Genomic DNA, 25652 nt, shown 5'->3' on the forward strand with positions numbered 1-25652 from the left:
GGCCGTGCCCTGTCGAAGGGGCACGGCCTTTGTCGCAACCTCCGCGGTCAGCCAGCCAAAGCTGCCTTGTTCGCCTCGATGAAATTTTTCAGCGATTGCGGCTTTTTGCCTGAAAGCGTCTCGACCGCGTCGGTCACCATGGCGATCCGACCGGAGCGCGTGTTGGTGTCGAAGGAAGTGATGACGGGGGCGAAACCTTCGGGGACGCCGGCGGCCTTCAGCCCCTCGGTGAGCGCTTCATCCGAAAGCTGGACGACCTCGATGGGCTTGCCGGTGACGTCGGTCACCAGGGCTGCGATCTCGGCGACTGTATAGGCCTGCGGACCCGTCAGCGTGTATGTCGTGCTTTCGGTCGCCCCGGAAGCGAGGCCGGCAGCGATCGCCGCGGCCATGTCGTCGCGAGCGCCATGGGCGATGCGGCCGTCGGCCGCCGATGTGTGCCACTGCCCGGAGGCAATGGCGTGTGGCAGCGACATGAACAGGTTCTCCTGGTACCAGCCATTGCGGAAAATCGTGAAGGGGATGCCACTCGCCTTGATAGCCTGCTCGGTGCCGTAGTGATCGCCGGCAAACAGCACCGGCGATCCCGGCTCCGGGTTGGGCATCGAGGTGTAGAGCAAATGCGAAACGCCGGCCTGCTTGGCTGCGGTGACTGCGTTCTGATGCTGCTTCAGCCGCTTGCCGTGAAGCAGGTCGATTTCGCCGGTCGAGATGATCAGAACCCTGTCGGCGCCCTTGAATGCGCTGGCCAGCGACGCCGTGTCGTCGAAGTTGGCGGCTCCGATGGCGACGCCACGCGCCGCCAGCTCGGCGAGATTTTCCGGGTTGCGTGTGGTGGCGATGATGCGTGCGGGCGGGACCTTGAGCGTATCCAGCAGATGACGGATGACGCCGCGGCCGAGCTGGCCGGAGGCGCCGGTGACGAGAAGGGTTTCGGTCATGGGAAGTCCTGTCGTTGCGCCGGAGCGGCGGGTGCTTGTATAAGTCTCAAAAAGAGACCAGCACTAAAATAGGAATTGACCGACCCTCGTAAAGAAGGCAGTTTTGCGGGAGGTAGGCAGGCGCAGGGAACCAGCGATGGACAGCAAGATCGTCAGTCTGAGATCGAAACTCGAGATCTATAAAGCGGGCAGCGGCGGGGGCAACATTGCGGACTGTCCCGTTCGCGATGTGATCCAGGGCATCAGCAACAAATGGAGTTCGCTGCTGATGATGGCGCTGGCAGAAAAGCCGTACCGGTTCGGCGAATTACGGCGGCTGGTGCCTGACATTTCACAGCGCATGCTCACCCAGACGCTGCACGATTTGCAGCGCGACGGCTACGTCCATCGCGAGGTATTCCCGACCAAGCCGCCGAGCGTCGAATACAGTCTGACCGATCTCGGACGCTCGATGTTCGGGCCGCTGCACCAGCTGCTTCAGTGGGCCGAGCTCAATCATGGTGCTGTGCGTGACGCGCGGAACGCTTTTGACGCTACCGGGGCCTAACCCATGGGCGGCGGTGGCACGTGCGGGTCTTCCAGGCGCTGTCGCTGATGCTGACGCCGTTCTACCAGTCGGTTTCGACCGTGATGCCGTTCGTCCGCGACAGGCTGGTGGCGTCAGTGGCAAAAATCCCGCCGGCGCCAAACATCCTTGCCTCGATGGTGGCTGGAGCCGTGGTCGATCCGTTCAGGCGGATCGGGATCAAAAAAGCGCAGTGGCCGCCTCGTTGCGGCGGATGATGGTCGAAAGATGTGAACCCCTCGCTTGCAGGAATGCATGAAGGCGCTGTGGATAATCCGGGGTGACAGCGTTCTTCACCGCTTTGCGTTCGTGCAATCCCTTCCGCCAGGCCTCGACAAGCGGCTTTCCGCTCAGGATGCCGAAATCGCCGATCCGATCGAAGGCGTCGAAATAGCGGAAGATTGGTCCATAGACGGTATCGACCAATGAAAAGCGCTCGCCGGCGAACCATGGTCCAGCTCGGCCAGTCGCCAGTTCCGCTTCGAGACGACCAAACATTGCCGACAGACCTTCGCTTTCGGCAAGGAAGGCGGCCTCGCTCGGTGCGGAATAGAAACGACCGATTGCGTTGAGGATGGCCGAGCCGAACTCGATCCAGGCGCGATGCCGGGCGCGGGCCAGCGGGTCGGCAGGGTGGAGTGGGGACCGTTGCGTTTCCTCGAGGAATTCGAGGATGACCGCCGACTCGAAAATCACCGTTTCTTCGCCATTCTGCTGCACGCGCAGCAGCGGCACTTTGCCGAGCGGCGATATCGCCTTGAACCAGGCCGGCTTGTTGGCAAGATCGATGGTGAGGCGTTCGAACGGCACGCCCTTTTCGGCGAGCGAGATCGCCGCGCGCTGCACATAGGGACAAAGGTGGTGGCTGACGAGAACGAGCTTGTCGGCCACCAGGCTGCCCGTCTCCGGGATGTCGGCGGTCTTGCAGATTTCATGTTTCATGGTAGCACCCTCCATTATCAATGCAGTTGCATCTATATAGATGCATTTGCATCCACTGGCAAGCTTGATGCAGTTGCATCTATCGCCTATGCTGCAATCATGACGGAGAAAACCAATCCTTCGCCCGCGGCCATCAAGGCCTGGGCGCGCCTGATGCGCGTTTCGCGCCAGCTGGTGGAAAGAGCCGAAGACGCGCTGAAGGACAGCAGCTTACCGCCGCTTGCCTGGTACGACGTGCTGCATGAGCTAGCCGAAGCGGGTGAGGGTGGGTTGCGGCCATTCCAGCTGATCGAGCGCACACTGTTTGCGCAATACAACATCTCCCGGCTGCTGGCGCGGCTCGAAGCGGACGGGCTGGTCGAGAAGCTCAGGGTTGCCGATGACGGGCGAGGACAGACTATCCGCATTACGGGCAAGGGGCGCGAGACGCGCCGCCGCATGTGGGCCGTCTACGGACGATCGATCGTGGAGCTGGTCGGTGCCAGGCTTTCCAACGATGACCTGGAAACCTTGTCGGCTCTACTTGGGCGGCTGCGCTATCCAGCCGCCCTGGAGTGATGTGGCCGTTGGCGCGACCTCAGATACTGCCCCAGAGGAATGCCAGTGCCGCCAGCACGCCAAGCATGACGCGAACCAGATGCAGATTGCCCCATTTGATGATCAATTCCCTGGCCCGCGGATTGGTGGCAGCCGCGTCCATCGCCTCCAGCAATCGGTTTGTCGGCATCATTGCGATCAGCGTCCATGGCCAGGGTAGGATGATCAGCACCGCCCCGACCAGATAGGCGAGACTGCCGGTCTGCACCAGGCAACGACACCAAGAACACAGGCGACCACGGCGATCGACGCCTGCATTGCGGCGCCGCGCTTGTAGGAAGGCTGCCATTCCTGCAGCAACGCCCGGTCATCGAGGCGAAGCCGCGCCGGCTGCTCGGCGACGCTGACATAGATGGCGGCGCCGGCGAAAGCGGCGGTAACGGTCAAGGCGAGCAGGCCGATGAGCATCTTCCCTCCGTGATACGCCGTTCTCCGTAAGGGCTGTCCTTTTTGGAAGGCGTCAAAATGGAGATAGGGGCTTGCACCGGCTCGGACAATACGCCATAGAAGTGCCGAACCGTAACGTACGGTACTGGCCTCTGAGTGAATGCCGCCGTCTTCGAGCAGGAAAAGAGTTTGTTGCAGGCAAGCGCCGACATCGACACCAGCGAAGCGCTGACGGAGCGGCAGAAAGCTGTGCTCGACGCTGCCCTTCGCCTGCTGGTCGAGGAGGGCGATCAGTTGACCATGACCGCCGTGGCGCGGCGGGCGAGCTGTTCCAAGGAAACGCTCTACAAATGGTTCGGCGATCGCGACGGGCTTTTGACTGCAACGGTGCAATGGCAGGCCTCCAAGGTGCGCGTGGTCCCGGTCGACCGCAAGGGGCTCGACCTTGTCTCGCTGACGGCGAGCCTCGGGCGCTTCGCTTCTGACTGGCTCAAGGTGATTTCGAGCGACACTTCGATCGCGCTCAACCGCGTCGCGGTCAGTCACGCCGGATCCGGCAAGGACGATCTCGGCGCCATCGTGCTGGAGAACGGCCGCTTCGCGCTGGCCAGGCGCCTGAAGCCGGTGCTGGAAGCTGGCCAGCAGGCCGGGCTTCTCGAGTTCTCGGATGCCGAAGCGGCATTCCGCACCTTTTTCGGGCTGGTCGCCCGTGACGTGCAGATTCGCCTTCTGCTCGGCGACCGGCTGGAAATGACTGATGCGGCGATCGGCGGCGATGCCGTCCGGGCGACGCAGCAGTTTCTCGCTCTCTACGGAGCAAAAACCGGGCCGCAAGGCCCCTAGAGCCGGATGATTTCAGGTCAAGTCGACCTGAAATCGGAATCCGGCTCTAAATCAAAGAGATAGAGCATGATGTCGTCCGAAAACCGCTTCACACTTTTCGGCATCATGCTCTGAATTCAAAAACGGGAAGGAAGAAAAATGCGTGTCTATTACGATCGCGACGCCGATCTCAACCTGATCAAGGGCAAAAAGGTCGCCATCATCGGGTATGGCAGCCAGGGCAGGGCGCATGCGCTCAATCTCAAGGATTCCGGCGCCAAGGACATCGCCATCGGCCTCAAGGCCGGCTCGGCGACCGCCAAGAAGGTCGAGGCCGACGGGCTCAAGGTGATGAGCGTGGCGGACGCCGCCAAGTGGGCCGACCTGATGATGATGGCGACGCCGGACGAATTGCAGGCCGACATCTACAAAAACGAGATCGCGCCGAACATCCGCGACGGCGCGGCGATCGCTTTCGCCCACGGCCTCAACGTGCACTTCGGCCTGATCGAGCCGAAGGCCTCGGTCGACGTCGTCATGATCGCGCCTAAGGGACCCGGCCACACCGTGCGCGGCGAATACCAGAAGGGCGGCGGCGTGCCGTGCCTGGTCGCCGTCAACCAGGACGCTTCGGGCAACGCGCTCGATCTGGCTTTGTCCTATGCCTGCGGCGTCGGTGGCGGCCGTTCGGGCATCATCGAGACCAATTTCCGCGAGGAATGCGAGACCGATCTGTTCGGCGAGCAGGTTGTGCTGTGCGGCGGTCTGGTCGAGCTGATCCGCGCCGGTTTCGAGACGCTGGTGGAAGCCGGCTATGCACCGGAGATGGCCTATTTCGAATGCCTGCACGAGGTCAAGCTGATCGTCGATTTGATCTATGAGGGCGGCATCGCCAACATGAACTACTCGATCTCGAACACCGCCGAATGGGGCGAATATGTATCGGGTCCGCGCATCATCACCGCCGACACCAAGGCCGAGATGAAGCGCGTGCTGAAGGATATCCAGACCGGCAAGTTCACCTCGGAATGGATGCAGGAATACCGCGCCGGCATGTCGCGCTTCAAGGGCATCCGCCGCAACAATGACAGCCACCAGATCGAGGAAGTCGGCGCCAAGCTGCGCGCGATGATGCCGTGGATTTCGAAGAACAAGCTGGTCGACAAGGCCAAGAACTGATCGAATCCACGTTTGTCTTCTTGCGCGTCCTCGGGCTTCGCCGTGCGGTCGCGCGGGGGAACAAGCTGGTCGACAAGGCTAAAATTAATTCGCAATTCTATCGATGCGCAAGGAAAGCCGGCGGAGCGCTCTGCCGGCTTTTTCACATCAATGGCCGTCTGATCTCGCCGGCCTTTGAACAGACGCGGTATTCTCGCCGTCGTGGTATACATGCGTGGCGTATGGCGTGCATTGCCGAGGGGGCAAGTTGGAACTCAAATTTCTACTGATCGGGTTTGCATGCGTGGTCGCCGGCATGCTGACCGTTGCCACCCTGTTGAAATGGCGAGAGGTGAGGGCGGTCAGCCGCTGGCTTCCGGCACCTGGAAAGATCGTCTCGTCACGAGCGGAGGCTCGCGTGGTGACCAGTTTGGGATCCGGCTCGGAACGCAGAGGTTCAACCGAGACTCGAAACTTTCCGGCGATCACCTTCGAGTACAAGGTCGGCGGGAAAACATTCCGCAGTTCGAGCTATAGCGTGCAGGAGAATCTCGGAAATTTTGCCGTTCCCGAAACCCTTGCGCGGTTTCCCAAGGGGGCCGACGTGACCGTTTTTTACGACCCGTCCGATCCAGCCAAGGCGGTAATCGAGCGCACCATGCCTGACGGCGCCCTCAAGTTCATGGCCCAGCTTTCGGCGGGGCTGGTAATTGGCGCCCTCGTATTGGTCTTTTCCGTCGGCGGCCTCCTTGAGGCGATCGGGCCGCATTTGCCCATGCCGCAGAACCTCGGCGCGGCGGCCCTGCTGCTTGTCATGGGGTTGTTTATCCTGCGCATGGGCTTTGCCCAGAAGTCGCTCGCAGAACGGGCGGCCAAATGGCCTATCACCACGGGACGCATCGACGCTTCGGGCCTGCAGAAATTCCAGATCCGCGACAGGTTGCAGGGCGGTGGATACCGGCCTTGGCGAACGGTCTTCAAATCCCGCGTCGTCTACAGCTATAGCGTCGTCGGCCAGCGCTATGCCGCCGATCGCATCGCTTTCGGCTCGAACGTGACGGCCTCGCTGCCAAGCCTCGTCAGCGGTCAATCTGAGCGCTACCTCCAGGGTGACAAGGTCGAGGTCCGCTACGATCCCGCCAATCCCGCTGCGGCCGTTCTCGAATGCAGGGTGCGAGGGCTTTGGGTCCTGTGGGTCTCCGCCTCTGCCTTCCTTGCCGGGGCGGCACTGCTCGTCGGGGTAGTCTAGGAGGCTCTCTCCCCTAATTTCGCCGACTGCTTAGAGGGCGCGGTTCAGGGATTTAGCCGTAGTGCCAGTGGGGCTTTGGCGCGGTGCCGGTGAACATGACGCCGATGCGGTCCTCGCGACGCCAGCGGACCGCTGCCTTGTAGGCGATGCCGTTGGTCGGCACATAGAGCAGGAACTCGTCGGGCACGCGAGCGTCGATCGAGACCTTCAGTTCGGCGCCGCCGGCATGCATGTTGCGCACCGTGCATGTGACCTCGGAATTGGTCACGCCGGTCAGGATCGTCGCGCCCTTGAAGACGCGCTGCCTGCGTTGATCCCTGTGTTCGTCTTCAGCCATCGCGCGCCCAATCCCCGGCGATCGTCGCATTTCATGTGGTGCGATCGGCAAGATAATTAGGCCTGCCTGATAAACATAGCGTTATCGTCGGCGGCGAAAACGATTTCGCGGTGTCCCGGCCGGACAGAGAATAGTTTCAGGAGAAGATGGGGCAGATGAAACGGCGCCGCGAGGGGACGGCGCCGTCCGGAATGCATCAGTCGATCAGCTGTAGGGCGACCAGCACTGCTGGCGTGGACCGCCATAGGGCTGGAATGTGTTGTCCCAGGCGCGATACGAGCGGTACCGATTATAGCACCACCGGACGTGAGCGCTCGACCCTGCACGATAATAGCGGCGCGGTGGCGGCGCATCGTAATAGTTGTAGTTGTTGTTGTACATGCTGCCAAGGCCGAGCCCGAGGCCGAGGCCGAGAATCGCGGCGCCCGCGCCATCATCGTAGTAGCGGCCGCGGTAATGGCGGCGATGATGACGCCAACGCCAGTCGTCTCCGCGATTCCAGTGCCTACGGTGCCAGTTACCGCGGTCCCAATTGCCCGACCTTGAGAATCGGCGGCCGTCATGGCGACGCCATTGCCAGTTGTTGAAGCGTCGGTCGTTGCCGCCAGCCCAGCTATCGCGGACAGGCGTGATTGTCGGTGCAACGGTGCTGGCGGGCACCGAAATTTCGGGTTGCATGATCGGGCCGGCGGCGGACGGCGCGGCGATGCCGGAGATGAGACCGAGGGCTATCAGCCCGGATTTGACCGTCGAAGAAAAGAGCGAGTTCATTGCACTCTCCAAGAGATTTCAGGCCCCACGCCCAGAATACCCCGGGGAAGAACATCATTCATGGAACTTCGCGCCTGAACGGAGGATGAACGGAAGGTTCCGTCAACCATAGCGGGCAGGGCAGGCCCTTGTTTTCGGGCTTGCTTGCGGGCAAAGGTCACCGCCATGTCGCTGCGCCTCGCCACCTTCAATGTCGAAAACCTGATGAACAGGTTTGATTTTTCCGGATACCGCAACCAGCTCAACGAAGATCGCACGCTGGCGCTCTTCGACATTCAGAGCGAGGCCGAATACAAGATGCTGGAGCAGGCGCGGGCGATCGCGCAATCCGACGATACGCGCCAGTTGACGGCGCTGGCCATCGCGGCCACCCGCGCCGACATCATCTGCATGCAGGAAGTCGACAACATCGAGGCGCTGAAGGCATTCGAATACGGCTATCTGTTCAAGATGGTCGGGCACGGCTACCGGCAGAAATACACCACCGCCGGCAACGATTCGCGCGGCATCGACGTCGCCGTGATGATGCGCAACGAGACCGCGCAAGGCCAGCCGATCGAATTCGTGCGCATGACAAGCCACGCCTATGTCACGTTCGAGCAGTTCGGCTTGCACACGCCTGAACTGGCGGCGCTTGGGCATCAGGCCAATCAGCGCATCTTCCGGCGCGACTGCCTGGAAATCGACCTGAAGGTAGGCGGCGTGCCGCTGACGCTTTATCTCGTGCACTTCAAGTCGATGGGTTCGCCCCGCAACGGTCTTGACGGGCGCGAGGCGACGATGCCGCTGCGCATCGCCGAGGCGCAAGCGGTGCGCCGGATCATCGAGGAGCGTTTCGGTGGGGATCATGCTGCCGACAAGCGCTGGGCGATCTGCGGCGACATGAACGATTATCGGCAGCGCGTAAAGGTTTCCGGCGACGCCTTTGACGGCTACCGCTTCGAGGTGGTCAACGAGAGCCAGTCCTGCCTCAACGTGCTCACCGCCGGCGGCTTTTGCGAAAACGCGGTCGAGCGGCGGCCGGAGATGGATCGCTGGACCTTCTACCACACGCGCGGGCCGGAGGAGCGGCATCTGTGCCAGCTCGACTACATCCTGTTGTCGAAGGGCCTGGCCGGCAAGAACACGACAGCCGTTCCCGACATCATCCGCAACGGCCAGCCCTGGCGCACGATTTTTCCGGCGGGCCAGGAGGTGGACCGCTTTCCGCGTGCCGGCTGGGACCGGCCGAAGGCGTCCGACCACTGTCCGGTGGCGATCACCCTGGACATGGCCTGAGGTGTGTTGATATTCAGGTGATGCCGGCCTGCAAACGGCGGCTTCCTGCGCTTCCGGTGCTCACGTACCCAAAAGTACGCTCCGCTCCGGTTCTCGGAAATCACCATTTTCGGCTCGGCCTGACCTGAATCTCAACACACCTCAGAGTAAGATGACCTTTGACCTGCCGCGCAACGTCATCCTGCCGGTCGACGCCGTCAATGTCAGGCTCGACCCCGGCCCGCATCCGTTCGAACGCGACAATGCGCAAGCGATCGCCGAGAACTGGGGCCGTGAGATCGCGGCCAATCCGGCGTTGTTCGACGGCACCGTTGTGCTGCTTTCGGCGCTCAGCTATCGCGACAACAGCCTTGTCGGCCGCTGCCATGCGGTGCGCTACTCGACCTTCATGCTTTGGCGCGGCAATCGTCAGGTGGCTGGGGCAGAGCACGCCTATGCCCATGCCATGCTGGTCGCCGGCGACAATGCGCTGGTCGCGATCCGCATGGCGTCGCACACGGTCAATGCCGGCCGCGTCTACTTCGCCGCCGGCTCATTCGAGCCAACCGACTTCCGCGGCGGCCTTGTCGATGTCGACTTCAACATGATCCGCGAGGTGCGGGAAGAAACCGGCCTCGACCTTGCCGGCGTAACACGCGGCAAGCGTTATTACGCCCTGTCGACAGCAAGCGGCACAGTGATCTTTCGCCGCTATCGCGAGACGGCATCCGCCGACGAGATCGCGCAGCGCATCAGCGCCTTTGTCGCGGCCGAGGCCGAGCCGGAAATCGAAGGGCCTGTCATCATCCGCAACGCCGATGACCTGCCGGACGGGCTGATGCCGCATATGAAGCCACTGATCGAGTGGCATTTTGCCGACAAGGACTAATGCATCGGCCCGAAAATCGGAATCGATTTTCGGAAAGCGCGATGCACAGGTTCAAAGTGTTAGAGCGTACTTTGTGCGTCCAAGTGGATGCACGTCGCTCTAACGGCGCATTTTGTTTTCGATGGTTTTGCGATCGTTGCGGGCGGCGACGAAAAACAGCATGACGCCGACACCGAGCAGCGCCCCCATCGCCGTTCCCATCGTCTGACCGACAACCTGCTGGAAATCGGCGGTGACATGATCGGGGTTGGCCATGCCATAGCTGGCCAAGTACCACCAGAGCCCCGCCAATGCGGCCTCGACGATCACCGTTATCAAAATTACTCGCTCTTTCTTGCTCATCCCACTATTCCCCCCATGTCCCCAAGGCGATTGCTATCACCGCAAACCGTGCGGCGACAGAGGGCAAGGTGGGGGCAGGATAAAAATTTCGGGGAACGTCTGAAGGCGGCGCACGCTGCGCCGCGCTATTCATGCCTCAGCGCGTCGATCGGATCGAGCCGTGCGCCACGCAGCGCCGGGAAGAAGCCGAACACCATGCCGATCAGCGCCGAGAAGCCGACAGCGAGCAGGATGACCGCCGGGCTTGGCGCGAACGGGATGGCCAGCGTCAGCGAGGCCAGGCCGGCCAGCGCCAGGCCGATCAGGATGCCGATAATGCCGCCGAGCAGCGACAGCACGGTCGCCTCGACCAGGAACTGGATGAGGATGTGCTTTTCATGCGCGCCGATGGCCAGCCTTATGCCGATCTCGCGTGTGCGTTCGGTGACCGACACCAGCATGATGTTCATGATGCCGATGCCGCCGACGAGCAGGCTGACGCCGGCGACCGCGCCCAGCATGCCGGTCATCGTCGTGGTGGCGCTCGCCATGGCGTCGGCGATCTGGGTCATGTCGCGGATCGAGAAATCGTCCTCGCGGTCGGGTGTGATGCGGCGTGTGTCGCGCAAGATGTCCTCGACTCGCGGCAGCAGCTCGGTGGTCGGCGTCCTGTCATCGGCGGCGACGTAGATCGACTCGATGTCGCGATTGCCGGCAATGCGGCGTTGATAGGCGGCGAGCGGCATCAGCACGACGTTGTCCTGGTCCTGGCCGAAGCCGGTATAGCCCTTCGGCTCGAGCAGGCCGATGATCTTGCAGGATGTGCGATTGACGCGAATGATCTCGCCTTCGGGGTCGCCTGCGCCAAAGAACTGCTGGCGCACCGTTTCGCCGATCAGGCAGACGCCGGTGCCCGAGCGGGTCTCCGAATCGCTGAACGGGCGGCCCGAAACCAGCTTCCAGTCGCGCGCATCGAGATAGGCGCTATCGGTGCCGGTGACACCCGATGTCAGGCTTTCGGTGCCGAAGATGACGCGGACCTGCTTCTGCGAGGCCGGCGAAATGGCGCGGGCGCCGCTCAGATGGGTGACGAGCGCGGCAAGGTCCTTTTGGGCAAGCGGACGGACCACCTGGTCGAGCCCTCCCGGTCCGCCGGGCCCGGCCGGGCGGCCGGAACGGACAACGAGCAGATTGCTGCCGAGCTTGGAGATATCGGCTTTTACCTTTTCGGTGGTGCCCGAGCCGATGGTGAGCATGGCGATGACGGCGGCAACGCCGATCACGATGCCGAGCAGCGTCAGGAACGAGCGCAGCACGTTGCGGCGGACCGAAAGCAGCGAGAGGCGGACGGTTTCCCAGATCATGGTGACACCATCTCGAGATTCACGGTGTCGGAGGCGACGTGGCCGTCGAGGAAGCGAATCGTGCGCTCGGCATAGGCAGCGACATCGGCCTCATGCGTGACCATGGCGATGGTGAGGCCAAGCTCAGTGTTCAGCCTGGTCAAGAGTTCCATGATCTCGTGGGTGCGGGCGGTATCGAGATTGCCGGTCGGCTCGTCGGCGACGAGCAGGGTCGGCCTGGTGACGATGGCGCGTGCGATCGCCACGCGCTGCTGCTGGCCACCGGAGAGCTCGGCCGGTGTGTGATGCTCGCGGCCGACAAGGCCGACCTCGGCCAGCGCTTTCATGGCCAGGTCGTGGCGCTCGCGGGCGGCGACGCCGCGATAGATCAGCGGTAGTTCGACATTTTCCACCGCCGTGGTGCGCGGCAGCAGATTGTAGCCCTGGAAGACGAAGCCGACATAGAGATTGCGCAGTATGGCGCGACGGTTGCGGTCGAGACGGCCGGCGTCGATGCCCATGAAGCTGTAGGTTCCGGCGGTCGGCGTGTCGAGGCAGCCGATGATGTTCATCGCCGTCGACTTGCCCGAGCCGGACGGACCCATGATGGCGACGAATTCGCCGCTGCGGATGGCAAGATCGACGCCAGCCAGCGCATGGACCTTGGCCTCGCCCTGGCCATAGCTTTTCCAGACCTTGTCGAAGGTGATGAGGGTCGCGCCCGCCGCCACGGTCTCAGCTCCGCTGCTGAGCGGCGGTGATGACTTGCGCTCCTTCTTCGAGGCCGGAGGTGATCTCGGTCAGTTCGCCATCGGTGGAGCCGGCCTTGACGTTGACCGGCTGAGGCCGGCCATTCTCGAGCACGTAGAGCGTGCGCGAGCCATCGGTAGGCTGCGCCGTCGCCTGGCGCTGGCGGTTGCCGCCTGGACGGCCCATGCGGCCCGTGAACAGGTCGCTCAGGCTCCACGCACGGGCGGCTGTTTGCGCCGGCCGATAGCGAAAGGCGATGGCCGGCACGGTGAGCACGCCCTTGGCCTCTCTGGTGACGACGGAAACGGTGGCAGTCATGCCGGGCCGCAACAGAAGCTCGTTGTTGTCGACCTCGAACCGCGCGTCATAGGTCACGACGCCGTCGGTGGTGACCGAAGCATAGGAGATGTCGCGGATCTCGGCATCGAACGGCCGTTCCGGAAAGGCATCGACGGTGAAGCGGGCATGCTGGCCGGGCTTGACCGCGCCGATGTCGGCCTCGTCGACCGCTGCCTTCAATTCCATGTTCCTGAGGTCGGCGGCGATGACGAACAGCACCGGCGCCTGCAGCGAGGAGGCAACCGTCTGGCCGGGATCGACCGAGCGCGTCAGAACAATGCCGTCGATAGGCGCATAGATGGTGCTCTTGGCGAAGTCCGTCTGCTGCGCCTTGAGATCGGCATTGGCGATGGCAAGATTGGCTTTGGCGCTGTCGAGCGCTGCCTTGGAACGGTCGCGCGTCGCGGTCGCCGCTTCAAGCGACTGGTCCGTCGCCATGCCGCGCTTGGTGAGTGCCGCCGCGCGCACAAGCGCCCGTTCGTTTTCGGTGAGGGTTACCGTGGCGTCCTCGACATTGGCGGCCGCCGCCTTGGCGGAAGCCTCGGCGCGCTCGATCTGCACCTCCAGCTTGGCCGTGTCGAGCGCCGCCAGCACATCTCCCCTCTTCACCTGCTGGTTCTCGTTGACAGCGACCGAGCGGACGACGCCAGACAGCTCGCTCGAAATGTCGACCTGGGTGAGCGGCTGCAGCGTGCCGGTCGCCGATACCTCGACCGTGAGGTCGGCGACAGCGGCCGGCACCGTGGTATAGTCGATCTTGGCGGGAGACCCGGCATACCATTGGTAGCCGGCGATGCCAGCCGCGATGACGATCAGCGCAAGCAGGCCATAGAGCCAGAAGCGGCGGCGTTTCTTCTTCAGACCCTGGTGGTCAAGCCCGAGCGCCGTCTCGATGGTGGAAGCGGATTCCACTTTTGGCAGATTGACAATCTGGTCCACGCCGGACCCCTATAATATCAGTGATGTCCCAATCAGTGCACAGATCAGGCCTAATGGTTCAAATATCAAATTAAATTTCGCCCATGTTGGGATTGAGGCAGAAGGCTTTCTACAATGCTGACCCGGAATTACTTACTTTACGACGTGTTCACGACCGAGCGGCTGGCCGGCAATCCGCTGGCCGTCGTGCTTGACAGCAAGGGGCTGGACATGACCGCGATGCAGGCCATCGCACGTGAGTTCAACCTGTCGGAAACGGTCTTCGTGCTGCCGCCCGATAATCCCAAGCACCGCGCCCGCATCCGCATCTTCACGCCCGATTACGAAATGCCGTTCGCCGGCCATCCGACCGTCGGCTCCGCGATCGCGCTTGCCGAAATGGCTGGCGATGGCGACACCGCCGGCATCTTTGTCCTGGAAGAAAACATCGGCCCGGTGCGCTGCGCCGTCAGCAAGCACGGCGGCGCCACCTTTGCCGAGTTCGACCTGGCCAAACTGCCGGAGCAGCTGGAATTGTCCGCCGACCCGGAGGCGATCGGGGCGGCGCTTGGCCTGGGGCCGCACGAAATCGGCTTCGAGAATCATCGCGTCTCGTTCTGGTCGGCCGGCGTGCCCTATGTGACCATTCCGGTCGCCGACCTCGAGGCAGCGGCCCGGATAAGGCTGGACAACCAGGCGTGGTCGGAACTGGCACCACGCAAGAGCGATTGGGCCTTCGCCAGTCCGTATGTCTACTGTCGCGAGACGGTGAACCACGACAGCGCCTTCCATGTCCGTATGATTGTGCCGGGCAATCCTTCCTATGAAGATCCGGCGACCGGTTCAGCGGCGGCGGCCTTTGCCGGCGCGATCATGCATTTCGACGGCCCGAGGGAGGGTGTTTCCCAGCGTTGGATCGAGCAAGGCCTGGAGATGGGGCGGCCTTCGCGCATCCGCCTCGAACTGACTGTCGAAGGCGGCAAACTCGCCGCCGCCCGTATCGGCGGCCATGCCGTCAAGGTGGCGGAAGGCCGGTTGTTTGTCTGATCGCCATTGGCTCGAGGCGATTTGTCGGGAAATGAATCCGGCAGGGCTGGACATGGCCGATGGCGGCGGCTATATGCCCGCCGACGCTGGTTTTACCGGCGAGTGGGTGCGTAGCTCAGTTGGTAGAGCAGCTGACTCTTAATCAGCGGGTCACAGGTTCGATCCCTGTCGCACCCACCATTATTTCTCAAGGCTTTGCGGGTTTCCGAGGTGTAGAGCGAAAAACGCCCTGCCAACACTCTGCCAACAAATTCCATGGCCTGATTTTTCCTGTTTGTTCCGCCTAGCCGGCATCTTTATAGCGAACTTACGGCGCTGCTAGAAACGAAAAATCCGCCGAGGCGCGCGCCTCGGCGGATTTGATTCTCATGATGCGCTCGGCCCTGTCTGGCGTCACCACTTCTTCCCGCCGGCGGCTAGCCGCGCCTCGATCTTGTGATCCGCCCGGACTTTGTTGAAGGCGCGCTTTTCCTGATAGGCTCCTTCGAGGTCGTACCCGTGCGCTCCTGCATAATCAAAAATGCGAATGAGCGTGTCCGCAAGCTCCACCTCTGCCATTGAACGGTTTGGCAGTTTGCCGTCCATGAGGTCTTTGCGCTCACCTTCCATGCACTCGGCAATTTCGGACACCATGAGCATCAGAAGCTCACCTTTGTTCCGCTGCATTTTCTTGCCGTCCAAGCCTATCCACCACTGCATGTTATCGGCGTGGCTCTCGCGGGCATATTCATTGAGGTTCATCTAAAAATCTCCGAGGGTTAGAAGGGAATGTCGTCGTCCAGATTCGGCGGCGAGGGGCGGAGTAGCTTGCGCCAGGAACGGCGAAGCTTCATGTCGAGATCATAGATCGACGGCAACAGCATGCGGCGATAGTAGAAGCGGTCGAACCATGCACGCCGAAGGCGTTGCAAGATCGTCTTTGGTCCCGGCGCAAGCTGGCAGCGCCGGTAATGCTCGCCATAGTGGGGCGCGCCGCACCCGTTGCACGGTTCCGGCTCCCACTCATCGGGATCACTGTAATCGTAGGCGTCGTCGTAGTCGTAGTATCTGCTCATTCGAGCGCCCCGCACTCGCGGGCGTAGGCCATGAACTTTTCGACCTTGGCCTGCTTTGCAGCGATGGCGGCGCCGCTAAGGTCCGGCTTCGGAATCAAGCCCTCATTGGTCGCCATCCGCATGACGGCGATCAAGTCCGTCAACTCTTGCGATATCCGCTCGGCGTTGGTGAGCGGTTGCCCAGGCTGCACCTCGGCCAGGCCGAAGCGAAGCGCCTTTGAAACGCGCTGCCCGACTTCGGTGCATTCCTCGGCAAGCGACGTAAGCAAATTTTCGCTGCGATTCATTTCGCGTCTCGCCGGTCCAGCCGTTCGATTTCGGCGATGATCAGCGCGGCGGCTTTGACAAGCATCCGGCGCGGCGTGCCGGGCTTCCACCAAGAGAACACCCAAGGCCAGTGATTCTGGATAAGCCGGCTCCCGGTTTGCAAGCCGCTCGGCACATGCGCAGCGAGCGCGTAGCACGCCCCGGCATCGGCCATGTCGCCATCGTTGTGGCATTTATCGTCATGCTCGGTCGTCCAGCCTTCAACCTCAATCTGCCGGCGGCGTTCGGCGATGACGTCGCGAGCGGCGTCCGATCCGAAGCCGTCATATACGGACAGCAGCATTGTGATTGTGTCCGGGTTGGCGGCGGCGATGTACTCGGCGACGGTGCCGAAGTTGCCTTTCGGCCCGGCGGGGATCGCTGCAATCCACTGCCGACCTGTCCCGTGCCCGCTATCGCCGATGACGCGCACATACTTCTCGCCGAAAGATTGCTTCGCATCGGCGGACCATTGGTATTGTCGCCAGTGCTCGGGGATGCCGGCAAGAGCCGCCTTGAGGCCGTTGACGCGGTCGGGCAGCGTCCGCGCCTTTTCTGCCACGATCTCGGCCATATGCTCGGGAAATCGCGGGAAGGGCCTCGCCTTGGAAATGGTCAAATGGGCCATGAGGGCGTCGAACTGCCGGCGGATATCGGACGGGTCTGCGTCGGGCCAGAATTCGGCGATTTGCTCGTCGGTAAGCGGGTGCCTGGTCATTCGGTAACCTCTACAATTAGCCAGTCCGCGCCGCGCACGTCCGCGCCTTTGGCGGTGAAGGGGAACGGCGGGACGTCGCCGAGCTTGTTCTTGTCGAAGACGACTAGCGCTTCATCGACGCCGTTCCACGGCACCACAGAGACGCACGGTGCGGCGAGGGTTCCACGCGGTGCGCTGGACCGTGTGACCGTCAAGAACGGCCTGCATGGCCTCGGGGAAGGTCAAAGGACTATCTCTGATTTGATTTCCGCGAGCGTGGTCATGCTTTGCGCCTACGCATCACGACATCGAAGCCGAGCGTTTGCGCCACCGCGACGAGGCATCCCAGGGTCGGTTCGCGTTGCCCGCCGTTCCACGCATAGAACGAATTCATAGACACCCCGGACTTGTCTTCCATGTCCGCGATTGGCATCCCGACGCGCTTCCGTTCCGCGTTAAGCGCGGCCATTGAGCGGCGTTGGTTGCACAGATCGAATTCATCGATCTCGGAAAAATCTTCAACCGGTTTCGCGGTCATTTCGCCCCTCGCATCATTTCCCGAAGCTTGATCTTTTCCGGCGCGCTCATGTGGCCGGCTATTTGGTTGCAGGCGAAATGCGAAAGAAAGCAGTTCGACATGTGGTCGGGTCCGCCATGCGCTCGCGACACAAGATGCTCGGTGGTTACCTCGTCATCCGGCGAAGAGTGGGCGCCTGGGGCGGGCAGGATGCGGGCGCAATAGAAACACCCTGGCCCGTCCCGCTTGGTGAGCGCGACGTATCTGCCGCGTGTCTTCCGCCTCGCCGCGCCGCCCCTCTTGGTCGCGGCAAGGCTCGGAGTCCGGCCCGCGTTGTATTCGCTCACGATGGCGAGAAGTTCTTTCGGCCACCGCTGTTTTCCGGTCTTGTCCGCATAAACAACATGCGTTCCGGTTGATGAGCGAACCCGGATGATCTCGCGTTCGCTCGACGCGTCCAGCACCTCGGCGCCCCGGTCGGTTAGCCACGACTCGAAGTGGGCGAGGTCGCGGACGGTCACAGCAAACCCGCTTCCCGCGCCAGGTCCGCCGGCACCGTCAAGACGTGCAGCGGCCCCGCCGGGGCAAGGTCCACAAGGGCAAGAGGAATTAAGGCCTCGCGACCCGTCTCGCTACACCGGACCAATGCGGCCCGGTCGGTTCCGACAATGAGCTTTACTGTGCGGGTGATGGCTTCATTCTCGGCGGCCATGTCACTCCCCCTCATCGCGCGTCTTGGTGCGCTCTTTCGAAGTCACAAAGTTTTCGATTGTCTCGGCCCGATAGAGAATCCGGCCCTGCTTTTTGACGTAGCCGGGGCCGGTTCCCAGGACCCGCCAGCGGGCGAGCGTGGGCTTGCTGACGTGCAGAACGCTTGCGACGTCATCTACGGTTAGAAGCACCTCGCCGGTGGCGGCAAAGGCCACCGCGCGAGCTTCGTTGCTTTGTCCGATTGCCAGCGCCACGGCCTCGGTTTTCTCGGCCACGTTGGCGACGGCACGCTCGCATATCGCTAGCGCCCGGCGAGCGCCGGACGTTGCGATGCGAAGGTCGCGAATGAGATCAACACCGGACATGAGGGCTCCTTATGCCGGGTCGTAGTTGTCGTCGTCGTCATCGGTGCCGAAGACATCGTCGGCACCATCGGCGCCGCCGGCGTTACCTTCGCCGACCTCAAGCAACACGCCGTCTTCATCATGGGCGGGCAGTTCGTCCGCCACGGCTTCGATGACTGTCGGCGCCGGCTTCGGCTTGTCCGCTGCCTTGGCCGCTGCCATAGCGGCATGAACGCCCTTCGGCCTGCCCTCGGGCTTGGTTTCCGTTTCCGCCGCTACCGTCTCGGCCTTCGGCGTGATGTCTTTGATCTCGGCCATGTCCATGGCTTCGTCGGCGGTTGACATGCCGTTGAGGATATGCGGGGCGTAGAGGCGGCCGAAGAAAGCGGCCGACCGATACATGAGCATCAAGTCGTCCATCGTCACCCACTTTGAACCGGGGCGGAAATACCAGCCTTCCGCTACCGCCATGGCGATGGACACGGTCGGGCCTTCAAGCACCTCGCCGGTGGCCTTCTCGACCGCGTAGGCGGTGCATTCCTTGTTGATGACGGTCGCTTTGACAATGCGACTCTGCCGGGCGCCTTTCGGGCCGGTCCATTCGGTCTTGGAAACCTCTTGCTGCCCGAGGTTCACTTTGCGGAAGCGGATCGGCGAGAACAGGCCGCAAGCATTGAGCGCGGCGATGATGAATTGCGATGCCCAGGAAGGCCGGCCCTCGATCACGTTGAGGTTTTGCATAACCATGATGGGCGGGATCTGCATCCGGTTCGCCATATCGAGGGCGATCAGGGCGTTACCCATGTTGCCCTCACCCTGGTAGGCGGCGGGAACAAGGTTCGAACTGGTAAGCGCTTTGCAAAGGCGCTGGCCGGCGGCGAAATCGGCCTCGCTTGAGAATACCGAAATTGCGCGGTGTGACGGTGGGGTCGCCAGGGCGACAGCTTGACCGGTTGTCATGACTTTATGAGCCTTTCTTAGGCTTCGGCTTGGACAGCCGGAGGTTGCGATAGGTAGTTTCGGGGTAGTTCACGACCGAGGCGGCGCGGTGCGTCGTGGATGCGGAAAGCTTGAAGCCGCCGCCGAAGACCGTTTCGGTGTCTTTGATGAAATCGAGTAGTTCCGCCGCCGCGCGGGTCTTGTCTTCCTTGGCGAGCTTTTCCGCGATGTCGGCGTCGTACTTCGCAGTCATGAGGGCCTTGAGCTTCACAGGGTCCAGCGCGGGTTCCTCGCCTGGGTTGTCCAAGTCGAAGGACTTCGCGACCGTGGCGTGCCGGTACAGGGTGCGGATGGTTTCGTAGTCCGCGAGGTAGTCGGCTTGAGGCGCCTCATTCCTGGCGACCCGGCCGTGCATGTCCTCGACCCGCTTGAAGATTTCGCCGATCACTTCGGCGTCGCGGTCCCGGCGGAACGTCCGCACAGAGTTGCCACCGATAAGGCCGGCCACGGCGCCCCAAAGAAAGCCGGTGACGCCGAGTTGGTGTTGCACCTGAAACTCGATATGCGGCGGCGCCTCATCATCGGACCAATCTTTGCCCGCGATGAAAAAGTCGACGTTCTTGATTTCGAGACAGCCGAAGCCGAGTTCCGGGTGCGCGGGGTCAGTGATGACGTAGTCGGGGGAAGCCCCCATGCCTGCCACTACCTTGGACCTGGCGTAAAGGAAGGGGTGGGCGTCAACGATTTGCCAACCATTGTCGGCGCAGACGCCCGAAGCGATTGCGTTTTGCAAACGCTTGCCCCAAGTCATTCGCTCCGTTTCGGTGAATTCAACTGTGATGTTGCCGGCCATCTGGTGGAACATGTCGAACGGCGTCATGTAGGGGCTACACCCGAACAGCGCAGCGGCGCCCGTCGCGGTGATGTCCGGTTTCCGGAGCTTGTGCCAGGTGGACTCCTTGCGCGGCCAGAACCATTCCGCGTCGGCTGAATAAGCTGCCTTGCTCATGACGCCACCTCGGCTACAGCTGCGGCAGCAATGATGCTGCGGAAGGTCCGCCAGCGGCCGGAATGGAACACGCCAAGCGTGTCGACGCCTTGTCCGTCGAGGCGATGGGTAAGGCCGCCCGTAGGCTCAACCCATGCCTTGGAAATCCTGATTTTGTCGCCAGATATGTGGACCTCGGCGAGTAAGGTTCCCATCGGGATCGTGGTGCCGACCGTAAGCTCGCGGGCGCCTTCCGCTACGGGGATGTAGCGGTCGATTTCGCCGCCGCCTTCCCATTCAGCGACGATGTCATTAGGGCATGCGGCGCCGCCGGTGAGGTATTCGCCGTGCTTATCGAAAGCGCCGACACCGTCAGCGTAGAACCACGCGGAGCGACCCATGATGTCCCGGGTCGGCTCGTCTTTGCCATCCCGAAAAGGCCGCAATGGCCCGACCTGTTTACCGCTCCGCGTGCGGTAAACACCCCCCGTAGAAACCAGCATGTTACCCGAATCCTTCGTTTGCGTTTTGCTAACTGTTTGTAATATGCAAACACGCTATCGATGGCGTCAACTGGATTCTGCAACCAAATGATAAAATTCGAAGTTATTAACCGACCAGCGGTTTTATCAGGCCGACGCGGGCTTCATCAGCAGGATCGGCGCGTACCACTCAATCTCCGCTTCCTTTGGTTCGGCGGTGCCGAGGCGAAGAAGATTGTAGCTGCCAGGGGTGTAGCCGCGCCGAATCGTGCGCAGCAATATTTCCCCGTCCTTCGTGCCGACAACGCATCCCCGCCCGACCATCCTGTCGTCGGGCTCCCGCCTCGCGCCGGACACCACGATCCAGCCGTCGAGGACATCCATGTTGGATTGAGGTGTCCTGAATTGAAACGCGGTTGCGCCGGGCTCGACGCTGACACCGATGTCGATTCTCTTTCGCCTCGCGCCGGGCTCGCTGTGGACGCGGGCACTCTCGTCAATCCAGCCTTCGAACGGCAGGAGGTGAGGCGCCGAGACGTCGCCGGCTTTGATGCCATCGACCCGGATGCCCATGTTTTCGATGACATCGGACACGGTGACGCCAAGTATCCGCGCCATGTCGGCGGCCTTCTCAAGCTTGAGCTTCCGCTTGCCGGACAGGAGCATGCTCATTGTCGACCTGTCGATATCGAGCATTCGGCCAAGACCGGATTGCGAAAGCCGGTGCTCTTCAAGCTTCCGGCGAAACCAATCAACATTCGGTTTCATCAACTCACTCCCTCACTCATGCACTGTTATCGATCTGCCATATCAAACTTGTTAACATTTAGCAAACGATATCAATGATGAAAGTTAATTCCCCTTTGCAATACGTCACTGAATTGTTCGCGAACGGAAGGCGTGCCGAACTGGCACGATTGCTTGGTGTAAGCCGTTCAACTGTGACAGGATGGGACAATTTGGACCGCCGCCCCGATGGGATGGGCGGGACAATCCCTGCCGCCTACATGTCCAAACTGCTCAAAATAGCGGCACAGCGCGGAATCAAATTGGATTTCTCTAAAATTTTCCCGAGTTGATCTTTCGATTGCGGCCATTTCTGGGCTTGCGTTTGTAAACCGAAAGTGTTTGCATTATGTCAACGTTTATCGGATTATAGCAAACGTGGACGAAAACGGCAGGCTTTGGGACTTTAGGTGCGAGGTCTGCGGTAAGTCCGCAAGCTTCGGATACAATGTGAAAATTCGGGTCGGACGGCTCGGGAACTGGCGTTGCTTTGCGCACCGTGTTGACGAAACGCAAACACCTCGCCAACCCGAGCACCGAGTCGAGACGGCACCGGCGCCACCGCCGCCGCCTCCAAATCAAGGGGATCTGTTCTGACATGATGGGCAACACCGAATTCTTGGACGGCCGCGTCTCGCTGCTTTCCGGCGACTGCCGGGAGCGACTCAAATCGTTGCCGGACAACTCTGTCGACGCCGTTGTGACAGATCCGCCTTACGCACTTGAATCCATCCGGAAGCGGTTCGGCGGCGAGAATGCGGCGCCTGCTCAACATGGCAAGGATGGCGCCTTCGCTCGCCTCGGCCGGGGGTTCATGGGGAAGCAATGGGATACGGGCGAGGTTGCGTTTGACCCCGAATTCTGGCGCGACGTGCTTCGCGTCCTAAAACCTGGCGGCTTCCTCGTCGCCTTTTCTGGCACCCGTACCTATCACCACATGACTGCCGCCATTGACGCCGCCGGCTTCGAAGTCCGGGACTCGATGCTGAACATGATAGCCAGCGATACCGCTGTGATCCGTTTCTTGGAAACGCTGTCAGCCGAACAGGTCGAGGCGTTCTTTAGGTGCTTGGAGGAAAGCACGTTCGGCGGAATGCTGGCGTGGTGCTACGGCACCGGAATGCCTCACGGCCTCAACGTTTCGAAGGCCATCGATAAGCACCTTGGCGCGGAGCGCGAAAAGAAGCCGGTTAGCGGCGCCCCGGCCTACCAGCGCAGCGTCGGCAATACCCGGCCATGGATGGAAGACCCTGACCACATGGTCGACGGCGACGTCGCGGTGACGCCAGAAGCAGGGGAATGGCAGGGCTGGAATACGAACCTGAAACCGGCATGGGAGCCCATTTGCATGGCTCGCAAGCCGCTATATGGCACCGTTGCCGAGAACATCCTTACCCACGGCACCGGCGGAATCAACGTTGGCGCCTGCAAGATAGACGCCGAGAAGGTCACGGGATGGAGCGGAAACGCGGCCGGTGGCGGCACATGGACCGATGAGAACAGCGGCCTTTGCAAAGATGGTGAAGCCAGGCCTTCCGAGGGGCGCTACCCGGCGAACATCATCACGGACGGCAGCGCCGAGGTAACGGCGGCCTTCCCAAGTGCTGCAGGGGCACAAGGCCGCGTCACCGGGCGGGAGCCAAGCGAAAGCACTAAGAACACCCACGGCAAATATGAGGCGCGGGCCAAAAGCGAGCCCCGAGACGATTCCGGTTCCGCAGTGCGATTTTTCTATTCTGCGAAGGCGGACGGCGACGACCGTCTCGGGTCAATGCATCCGACCGTCAAGCCGGTTGATGTCATGCGCTGGCTTGTCCGCCTCGTCTGCCGCAAGGGCGGCACCGTGCTTGACCCGTTCGCCGGAACAGGCACCACGGGCGAGGCCGCGTTTTGGGAGGGCTGCAACGCCATTCTCATTGAGCGTGAGGTCGAATACCAGCGCGATATCGCGAAACGCATGTCGCTTGTGCTGTCCGGCCCTGACACGAAGAAACGGGCGAGGACCAAGCTTGAGCCGCCCGAGGGTCTGCCGCTCTTCGGCGAAGATACGGTCGCCCACGTCGCAAAGATCAACGGGGGGGGGCAACCGGCGGGTCTACGGGAGCTTCGCCGAAGACTCCATGTCGAAGGCCGAGCAAAACGCAAAACGAAAAGCTCGCAGCCAGCGCTTTAGTGCGCATTGAGTGTTGACGAAACGCAAACACTTTCGAAGGAAATCACATGAAATGGACTGCCGAAAACAAGGCCGAGGCGGCACGCCTATGGTCGAGGGGAATGACCGGAACCGAGATCGCTGTTGTGGTCGGTTCCTCGCCGGAAGAACTTTACGGACTGGCGCGCCGCAATCCTGTCCTGTTCCGCCCTCGGGGTCACGGCAATGCACGCCCTCGCAAGACGGCGGCACCGCCGCAATTCGAAGGGCCGGCGCCGAAGCCGTTCAAGGTGTGGTTCCCATCGAAGGCGCCAGGCTATGGCGGCGTTCCGCACGGCCGGCTCACCTCTTGCGGCTGTCAGTACCCGCTTTGGGGCCATCACGAAGAATTTGACGTCTCGACTTCGCTGTTTTGTGGCGCACCGCGGATTCCAGACAGCCGCCGCCCATACTGCGGTTTCCATGCTCTCGCCACCGGCGGGAAGGGGACTCCGGGCGAGCGCCGCGCGGTGCGTGACGCCATCGTGGTCGACGCCCGTGAGGCCGTGGCGGCATAATGGCCTTCGTCCTTCGCCCCTACCAGCAAGAGCTTATTGTCGAGGCGCGGGACGCGCTTCGCGAGGTCAATTCCGTTCTTGTCCAGATGGCGACGGGCGGCGGCAAGACGGGCCTCGCCGCCTTCATGGCGTTATCAGCGGCGAAGCGCGGGAAACGGGTCGTGTTCGGCGTCCACCGGCGCGAGCTTATCAAGCAAACCGCGCTCACCTTCGACAAGGTCGGGATCCCCTACGGCATCATTGCTTCGGGCATGACTGGCGACCGCCGTCAACCTGTGCAGATCGCCAGTATCCAAACGCTCGGCAAGCGGATGGACCGATACGGCGCGCCCGACCTCTACGTGCCGGATGAGGCCCACCACGCCGGGGCGAAATCGTGGGCCGACATCATTGAGGAATACGCGAGCAAGAAATCCAAAATCGTAGGGCTGTCCGCGACGCCGGAACGCATGGACGGTACCGGGCTAGGGAAATGGTTCGGGCGGATGGTGACGGGGCCGAGCCCGGCCTGGCTCATGGAGCAAGGCTACCTCGCCACCTATCGCATGTTTGCCCCGACCTCGCCGGATCTCGGCGGGGTCAAACGCACCGGCGGCGACTTCAATAAAGCCGAACTTGAAAAGCGGATGGGTGCCACCGCGATCACCGGCAACGCGGTCGAGCATTACCGGCGCCTCGCCCATGGCCGCAAGGCGATGATCTTTTGCGTGTCCATCAAGCACAGCTTGAGCGTGGTCGCGCAATTCCAAGCCGCCGGCTACACCGCCGCTCATATCGACGGCGACTCCCCGGATCGCGACGCCATCCTTCGCGCCTATGAACGCGGCGCAATTCAGATCCTGTCATCGGTGGACCTCGTTTCCGAGGGCTTCGATTTGCCGGCGATTGAGGTCGCCATTCTGTTGCGACCGACGCATTCGCTGCCGCTGTTTTTGCAGCAAGTCGGCCGCGTCCTTCGCCCCGTCTACGCGCCCGGCTTTGACCTCGACACCCAGGCGGGCCGCCTCATGGCGATAGCGGCGGGGCCGAAGCCTTACGCCCTCATTCTCGACCACGCCGGCAACAGCATTCCGAAGGATCAAGGCGGTCGCGGCCACGGTCTCCCCGATGACGACCGGGAATGGACGCTTGAGGGTCACAAGAAAAAGAAGCGGGCCAAGGACGAAGACGAGGACGACGAGCCCGCCGTTACGTCCCGCCAGTGCCCGAACTGCTTCCGGGTCCATCCGCCGGCACCGACATGCCCGCAGTGCCATCACGTCTACCCGACGATGGGGCGGACGGTGAAAGAGCTTGCCGGTGAACTCGCCGAGGTCGAGCGCGCCGCCCGCGTCGTCGCGAAGCAAGAACAAGCCTCGGCGAAGAGTTTGGAAGACCTCGTCGCCCTCGGAAAAATGCGGGGAATGAAGAACCCGCACGGGTGGGCGAAGCACGTCCACGCCGCCCGAATGTCCAAATCTCAAACCCGCTATGTGCGATGAAAGG

General features: G+C 62.1%; 33 protein-coding genes, 1 tRNA gene and 2 pseudogenes. 14 read left to right on the forward strand and 22 right to left on the reverse strand.

Translation table 11 applies throughout. The annotated features are described in order from the left end of the window. Nucleotides 1-47: 47 nt before the first annotated feature. Nucleotides 48-941 carry an SDR family oxidoreductase gene (locus EJ075_RS23695; protein ID WP_126105954.1) on the reverse strand — a complete coding sequence of 298 codons (894 nt, stop codon included), beginning with the start codon at nucleotides 939-941 and terminating at the stop codon, nucleotides 48-50. Nucleotides 942-1077: 136 nt separating this feature from the next. Between EJ075_RS23695 and EJ075_RS23700 the strand changes: the two genes are divergently transcribed. Next, nucleotides 1078-1488 carry a helix-turn-helix domain-containing protein gene (locus tag EJ075_RS23700; protein WP_126105955.1) on the forward strand — a complete coding sequence of 137 codons (411 nt, stop codon included), beginning with the start codon at nucleotides 1078-1080 and terminating at the stop codon, nucleotides 1486-1488. Nucleotides 1489-1496: 8 nt separating this feature from the next. After that, nucleotides 1497-1724: pseudogene (locus EJ075_RS23705) on the forward strand (FAD-dependent monooxygenase); the annotation flags it as partial. Here EJ075_RS23705 and EJ075_RS23710 read toward each other — a convergent pair. Further along, complete coding sequence (locus EJ075_RS23710; RefSeq protein ID WP_164547317.1) at nucleotides 1687-2397, reverse strand: glutathione S-transferase family protein; 711 nt, start codon at nucleotides 2395-2397, stop codon at nucleotides 1687-1689. The pseudogene EJ075_RS23705 and the gene EJ075_RS23710 sit on opposite strands and share 38 nt — an antisense overlap. A gap of 150 nt (nucleotides 2398-2547) precedes the next feature. Between EJ075_RS23710 and EJ075_RS23715 the strand changes: the two genes are divergently transcribed. Further along, nucleotides 2548-3006: a MarR family winged helix-turn-helix transcriptional regulator gene (locus EJ075_RS23715; protein WP_126107433.1), complete on the forward strand. Its 459-nt coding sequence runs from the start codon at nucleotides 2548-2550 to the stop codon at nucleotides 3004-3006. A 19-nt stretch (nucleotides 3007-3025) separates the two neighbouring features. Here EJ075_RS23715 and EJ075_RS23720 read toward each other — a convergent pair. Continuing rightward, nucleotides 3026-3453, reverse strand: a pseudogene (locus EJ075_RS23720) (DUF1772 domain-containing protein). A 168-nt stretch (nucleotides 3454-3621) separates the two neighbouring features. Between EJ075_RS23720 and EJ075_RS23725 the strand changes: the two are divergent. The 3 genes from EJ075_RS23725 (at nucleotide 3622) to EJ075_RS23735 (ending at nucleotide 6661) form a co-directional block, all read left to right on the forward strand. After that, nucleotides 3622-4275 (forward strand): TetR/AcrR family transcriptional regulator, encoded by a 654-nt coding sequence (locus tag EJ075_RS23725; protein ID WP_164547171.1) that lies wholly within the window; start codon nucleotides 3622-3624, stop codon nucleotides 4273-4275. A gap of 138 nt (nucleotides 4276-4413) precedes the next feature. Further along, a complete protein-coding gene (gene ilvC / locus EJ075_RS23730) occupies nucleotides 4414-5433 on the forward strand; it encodes a ketol-acid reductoisomerase (RefSeq protein WP_008876557.1) in 1020 nt (339 codons plus the stop codon). A 247-nt stretch (nucleotides 5434-5680) separates the two neighbouring features. Next, nucleotides 5681-6661: a DUF3592 domain-containing protein gene (locus tag EJ075_RS23735; protein WP_126105957.1), complete on the forward strand. Its 981-nt coding sequence runs from the start codon at nucleotides 5681-5683 to the stop codon at nucleotides 6659-6661. Nucleotides 6662-6713: 52 nt separating this feature from the next. Here EJ075_RS23735 and EJ075_RS23740 read toward each other — a convergent pair whose 3' ends face one another. Further along, nucleotides 6714-6998 (reverse strand): PilZ domain-containing protein, encoded by a 285-nt coding sequence (locus EJ075_RS23740; protein ID WP_126105958.1) that lies wholly within the window; start codon nucleotides 6996-6998, stop codon nucleotides 6714-6716. Nucleotides 6999-7202: 204 nt separating this feature from the next. Then, a complete protein-coding gene (locus EJ075_RS23745) occupies nucleotides 7203-7769 on the reverse strand; it encodes a BA14K family protein (protein WP_126105959.1) in 567 nt (188 codons plus the stop codon). Between the two features lie 165 nt (nucleotides 7770-7934). On the opposite strand from EJ075_RS23745, the gene EJ075_RS23750 reads away from it, so the two are divergent. Together EJ075_RS23750 and EJ075_RS23755 are read left to right on the forward strand one after the other, a co-directional pair. Then, nucleotides 7935-9047: an endonuclease/exonuclease/phosphatase family protein gene (locus EJ075_RS23750; RefSeq protein ID WP_095483414.1), complete on the forward strand. Its 1113-nt coding sequence runs from the start codon at nucleotides 7935-7937 to the stop codon at nucleotides 9045-9047. A 151-nt stretch (nucleotides 9048-9198) separates the two neighbouring features. Beyond that, complete coding sequence (locus EJ075_RS23755) at nucleotides 9199-9915, forward strand: hypothetical protein (protein WP_126105960.1); 717 nt, start codon at nucleotides 9199-9201, stop codon at nucleotides 9913-9915. Between the two features lie 99 nt (nucleotides 9916-10014). Here the strand turns inward: EJ075_RS23755 and EJ075_RS23760 are convergent, their stop codons facing one another. The 4 genes from EJ075_RS23760 to EJ075_RS23775 all read right to left on the reverse strand — a co-directional run bounded on the left by EJ075_RS23760 (nucleotide 10015) and on the right by EJ075_RS23775 (nucleotide 13607). After that, nucleotides 10015-10257 (reverse strand): hypothetical protein, encoded by a 243-nt coding sequence (locus tag EJ075_RS23760; RefSeq protein WP_095483416.1) that lies wholly within the window; start codon nucleotides 10255-10257, stop codon nucleotides 10015-10017. Nucleotides 10258-10382: 125 nt separating this feature from the next. Beyond that, nucleotides 10383-11600 carry an ABC transporter permease gene (locus tag EJ075_RS23765; RefSeq protein WP_126105961.1) on the reverse strand — a complete coding sequence of 406 codons (1218 nt, stop codon included), beginning with the start codon at nucleotides 11598-11600 and terminating at the stop codon, nucleotides 10383-10385. Next, nucleotides 11597-12310, reverse strand: coding sequence for an ABC transporter ATP-binding protein (locus tag EJ075_RS23770; RefSeq protein WP_126105962.1), 714 nt, complete (start codon nucleotides 12308-12310; stop codon nucleotides 11597-11599). The genes EJ075_RS23765 and EJ075_RS23770 overlap by 4 nt, the downstream gene beginning before the upstream one ends. A 4-nt stretch (nucleotides 12311-12314) precedes the next feature. Then, on the reverse strand, nucleotides 12315-13607 hold the full coding sequence (locus EJ075_RS23775) for an efflux RND transporter periplasmic adaptor subunit (RefSeq protein ID WP_126105963.1): 1293 nt from the start codon (nucleotides 13605-13607) through the stop codon (nucleotides 12315-12317). 114 nt (nucleotides 13608-13721) lie between these two features. Between EJ075_RS23775 and EJ075_RS23780 the strand changes: the two genes are divergently transcribed. Continuing rightward, on the forward strand, nucleotides 13722-14633 hold the full coding sequence (locus EJ075_RS23780) for a PhzF family phenazine biosynthesis protein (protein WP_126105964.1): 912 nt from the start codon (nucleotides 13722-13724) through the stop codon (nucleotides 14631-14633). Nucleotides 14634-14737: 104 nt separating this feature from the next. Next, nucleotides 14738-14813, forward strand: a tRNA-Lys gene (locus EJ075_RS23785). A gap of 213 nt (nucleotides 14814-15026) precedes the next feature. Here the strand turns inward: EJ075_RS23785 and EJ075_RS23790 are convergent. From EJ075_RS23790 to EJ075_RS23850, 13 genes are all read right to left on the reverse strand, one after another. Continuing rightward, the gene (locus EJ075_RS23790) at nucleotides 15027-15374 is read right to left on the reverse strand and encodes a hypothetical protein (protein ID WP_126105965.1); all 348 of its coding nucleotides are present in this window, start codon (nucleotides 15372-15374) and stop codon (nucleotides 15027-15029) included. Nucleotides 15375-15391: 17 nt separating this feature from the next. Further along, entirely contained in the window at nucleotides 15392-15688 is a 297-nt protein-coding gene (locus tag EJ075_RS23795) for a hypothetical protein (RefSeq protein ID WP_126105966.1), read from the reverse strand. Then, nucleotides 15685-15975: a hypothetical protein gene (locus tag EJ075_RS23800; RefSeq protein ID WP_126105967.1), complete on the reverse strand. Its 291-nt coding sequence runs from the start codon at nucleotides 15973-15975 to the stop codon at nucleotides 15685-15687. The genes EJ075_RS23795 and EJ075_RS23800 overlap by 4 nt, the downstream gene beginning before the upstream one ends. After that, complete coding sequence (locus tag EJ075_RS23805) at nucleotides 15972-16712, reverse strand: hypothetical protein (protein ID WP_126105968.1); 741 nt, start codon at nucleotides 16710-16712, stop codon at nucleotides 15972-15974. Before EJ075_RS23805 ends, EJ075_RS23800 begins: the two co-directional genes overlap by 4 nt. After that, the gene (locus EJ075_RS23810; protein ID WP_126105969.1) at nucleotides 16709-16906 is read right to left on the reverse strand and encodes a hypothetical protein; all 198 of its coding nucleotides are present in this window, start codon (nucleotides 16904-16906) and stop codon (nucleotides 16709-16711) included. Before EJ075_RS23810 ends, EJ075_RS23805 begins: the two co-directional genes overlap by 4 nt. A 65-nt stretch (nucleotides 16907-16971) precedes the next feature. Next, complete coding sequence (locus EJ075_RS23815; protein WP_126105970.1) at nucleotides 16972-17229, reverse strand: helix-turn-helix transcriptional regulator; 258 nt, start codon at nucleotides 17227-17229, stop codon at nucleotides 16972-16974. Continuing rightward, nucleotides 17226-17729 carry an HNH endonuclease gene (locus tag EJ075_RS23820; RefSeq protein ID WP_126105971.1) on the reverse strand — a complete coding sequence of 168 codons (504 nt, stop codon included), beginning with the start codon at nucleotides 17727-17729 and terminating at the stop codon, nucleotides 17226-17228. The genes EJ075_RS23815 and EJ075_RS23820 overlap by 4 nt, the downstream gene beginning before the upstream one ends. After that, nucleotides 17726-17920: a hypothetical protein gene (locus EJ075_RS23825; RefSeq protein ID WP_126105972.1), complete on the reverse strand. Its 195-nt coding sequence runs from the start codon at nucleotides 17918-17920 to the stop codon at nucleotides 17726-17728. The genes EJ075_RS23820 and EJ075_RS23825 overlap by 4 nt, the downstream gene beginning before the upstream one ends. Nucleotide 17921: 1 nt before the next feature. Then, nucleotides 17922-18284 (reverse strand): helix-turn-helix domain-containing protein, encoded by a 363-nt coding sequence (locus tag EJ075_RS23830; protein ID WP_126105973.1) that lies wholly within the window; start codon nucleotides 18282-18284, stop codon nucleotides 17922-17924. 9 nt (nucleotides 18285-18293) lie between these two features. Then, on the reverse strand, nucleotides 18294-19223 hold the full coding sequence (locus tag EJ075_RS23835) for a hypothetical protein (protein ID WP_126105974.1): 930 nt from the start codon (nucleotides 19221-19223) through the stop codon (nucleotides 18294-18296). Nucleotides 19224-19227: 4 nt separating this feature from the next. Further along, a complete protein-coding gene (locus EJ075_RS23840) occupies nucleotides 19228-20211 on the reverse strand; it encodes a YqaJ viral recombinase family protein (protein ID WP_126105975.1) in 984 nt (327 codons plus the stop codon). Then, entirely contained in the window at nucleotides 20208-20591 is a 384-nt protein-coding gene (locus EJ075_RS23845; protein ID WP_126105976.1) for a hypothetical protein, read from the reverse strand. The genes EJ075_RS23840 and EJ075_RS23845 overlap by 4 nt, the downstream gene beginning before the upstream one ends. A gap of 228 nt (nucleotides 20592-20819) precedes the next feature. Further along, a complete protein-coding gene (locus EJ075_RS23850; protein ID WP_126105977.1) occupies nucleotides 20820-21440 on the reverse strand; it encodes a helix-turn-helix transcriptional regulator in 621 nt (206 codons plus the stop codon). Nucleotides 21441-21514: 74 nt separating this feature from the next. On the opposite strand from EJ075_RS23850, the gene EJ075_RS23855 reads away from it, so the two are divergent. From EJ075_RS23855 to EJ075_RS23870, 4 genes are all read left to right on the forward strand, one after another. Then, nucleotides 21515-21751, forward strand: coding sequence for a hypothetical protein (locus tag EJ075_RS23855; protein WP_126105978.1), 237 nt, complete (start codon nucleotides 21515-21517; stop codon nucleotides 21749-21751). Nucleotides 21752-22056: 305 nt separating this feature from the next. Continuing rightward, on the forward strand, nucleotides 22057-23631 hold the full coding sequence (locus EJ075_RS33815; RefSeq protein ID WP_245457997.1) for a DNA methyltransferase: 1575 nt from the start codon (nucleotides 22057-22059) through the stop codon (nucleotides 23629-23631). A gap of 47 nt (nucleotides 23632-23678) precedes the next feature. Beyond that, nucleotides 23679-24167, forward strand: a complete 489-nt coding sequence (locus tag EJ075_RS23865) for a hypothetical protein (protein ID WP_126105979.1) — start codon at nucleotides 23679-23681, stop codon at nucleotides 24165-24167. Further along, nucleotides 24167-25648 carry a DEAD/DEAH box helicase gene (locus EJ075_RS23870; protein ID WP_126105980.1) on the forward strand — a complete coding sequence of 494 codons (1482 nt, stop codon included), beginning with the start codon at nucleotides 24167-24169 and terminating at the stop codon, nucleotides 25646-25648. Before EJ075_RS23865 ends, EJ075_RS23870 begins: the two co-directional genes overlap by 1 nt. Nucleotides 25649-25652: the final 4 nt, after the last annotated feature.

Origin of the sequence: Mesorhizobium sp. M6A.T.Cr.TU.016.01.1.1, from assembly GCF_003952585.1 — a bacterium.
Taxonomy (GTDB): Bacteria; Pseudomonadota; Alphaproteobacteria; order Rhizobiales; family Rhizobiaceae; genus Mesorhizobium; species Mesorhizobium mediterraneum.

Bases quoted from the DNA above. Each gene is read 5' to 3' on its own strand.
- EJ075_RS23870 (WP_126105980.1), top strand. From the start codon at position 24,167: ATGGCCTTCGTCCTTCGCCCCTACCAGCAAGAGCTTATTGTCGAGGCG.
- EJ075_RS23815 (WP_126105970.1), bottom strand. From the start codon at position 17,229: ATGACCGCGAAACCGGTTGAAGATTTTTCCGAGATCGATGAATTCGAT.
- EJ075_RS23840 (WP_126105975.1), bottom strand. From the start codon at position 20,211: ATGAGCAAGGCAGCTTATTCAGCCGACGCGGAATGGTTCTGGCCGCGC.
- EJ075_RS23865 (WP_126105979.1), top strand. From the start codon at position 23,679: ATGAAATGGACTGCCGAAAACAAGGCCGAGGCGGCACGCCTATGGTCG.
- EJ075_RS23750 (WP_095483414.1), top strand. From the start codon at position 7,935: ATGTCGCTGCGCCTCGCCACCTTCAATGTCGAAAACCTGATGAACAGG.
- EJ075_RS23855 (WP_126105978.1), top strand. From the start codon at position 21,515: ATGATGAAAGTTAATTCCCCTTTGCAATACGTCACTGAATTGTTCGCG.
- EJ075_RS23780 (WP_126105964.1), top strand. From the start codon at position 13,722: ATGCTGACCCGGAATTACTTACTTTACGACGTGTTCACGACCGAGCGG.
- EJ075_RS23740 (WP_126105958.1), bottom strand. From the start codon at position 6,998: ATGGCTGAAGACGAACACAGGGATCAACGCAGGCAGCGCGTCTTCAAG.
- EJ075_RS23765 (WP_126105961.1), bottom strand. From the start codon at position 11,600: ATGATCTGGGAAACCGTCCGCCTCTCGCTGCTTTCGGTCCGCCGCAAC.
- EJ075_RS23835 (WP_126105974.1), bottom strand. From the start codon at position 19,223: ATGACAACCGGTCAAGCTGTCGCCCTGGCGACCCCACCGTCACACCGC.
- EJ075_RS23700 (WP_126105955.1), top strand. From the start codon at position 1,078: ATGGACAGCAAGATCGTCAGTCTGAGATCGAAACTCGAGATCTATAAA.
- EJ075_RS23745 (WP_126105959.1), bottom strand. From the start codon at position 7,769: ATGAACTCGCTCTTTTCTTCGACGGTCAAATCCGGGCTGATAGCCCTC.
- EJ075_RS23845 (WP_126105976.1), bottom strand. From the start codon at position 20,591: ATGGGTCGCTCCGCGTGGTTCTACGCTGACGGTGTCGGCGCTTTCGAT.
- EJ075_RS23795 (WP_126105966.1), bottom strand. From the start codon at position 15,688: ATGAGCAGATACTACGACTACGACGACGCCTACGATTACAGTGATCCC.
- EJ075_RS33815 (WP_245457997.1), top strand. From the start codon at position 22,057: ATGATGGGCAACACCGAATTCTTGGACGGCCGCGTCTCGCTGCTTTCC.
- EJ075_RS23805 (WP_126105968.1), bottom strand. From the start codon at position 16,712: ATGACCAGGCACCCGCTTACCGACGAGCAAATCGCCGAATTCTGGCCC.
- EJ075_RS23760 (WP_095483416.1), bottom strand. From the start codon at position 10,257: ATGAGCAAGAAAGAGCGAGTAATTTTGATAACGGTGATCGTCGAGGCC.
- EJ075_RS23850 (WP_126105977.1), bottom strand. From the start codon at position 21,440: ATGAAACCGAATGTTGATTGGTTTCGCCGGAAGCTTGAAGAGCACCGG.
- ilvC (WP_008876557.1), top strand. From the start codon at position 4,414: ATGCGTGTCTATTACGATCGCGACGCCGATCTCAACCTGATCAAGGGC.
- EJ075_RS23755 (WP_126105960.1), top strand. From the start codon at position 9,199: ATGACCTTTGACCTGCCGCGCAACGTCATCCTGCCGGTCGACGCCGTC.
- EJ075_RS23825 (WP_126105972.1), bottom strand. From the start codon at position 17,920: ATGGCCGCCGAGAATGAAGCCATCACCCGCACAGTAAAGCTCATTGTC.
- EJ075_RS23695 (WP_126105954.1), bottom strand. From the start codon at position 941: ATGACCGAAACCCTTCTCGTCACCGGCGCCTCCGGCCAGCTCGGCCGC.
- EJ075_RS23830 (WP_126105973.1), bottom strand. From the start codon at position 18,284: ATGTCCGGTGTTGATCTCATTCGCGACCTTCGCATCGCAACGTCCGGC.
- EJ075_RS23790 (WP_126105965.1), bottom strand. From the start codon at position 15,374: ATGAACCTCAATGAATATGCCCGCGAGAGCCACGCCGATAACATGCAG.
- EJ075_RS23800 (WP_126105967.1), bottom strand. From the start codon at position 15,975: ATGAATCGCAGCGAAAATTTGCTTACGTCGCTTGCCGAGGAATGCACC.
- EJ075_RS23715 (WP_126107433.1), top strand. From the start codon at position 2,548: ATGACGGAGAAAACCAATCCTTCGCCCGCGGCCATCAAGGCCTGGGCG.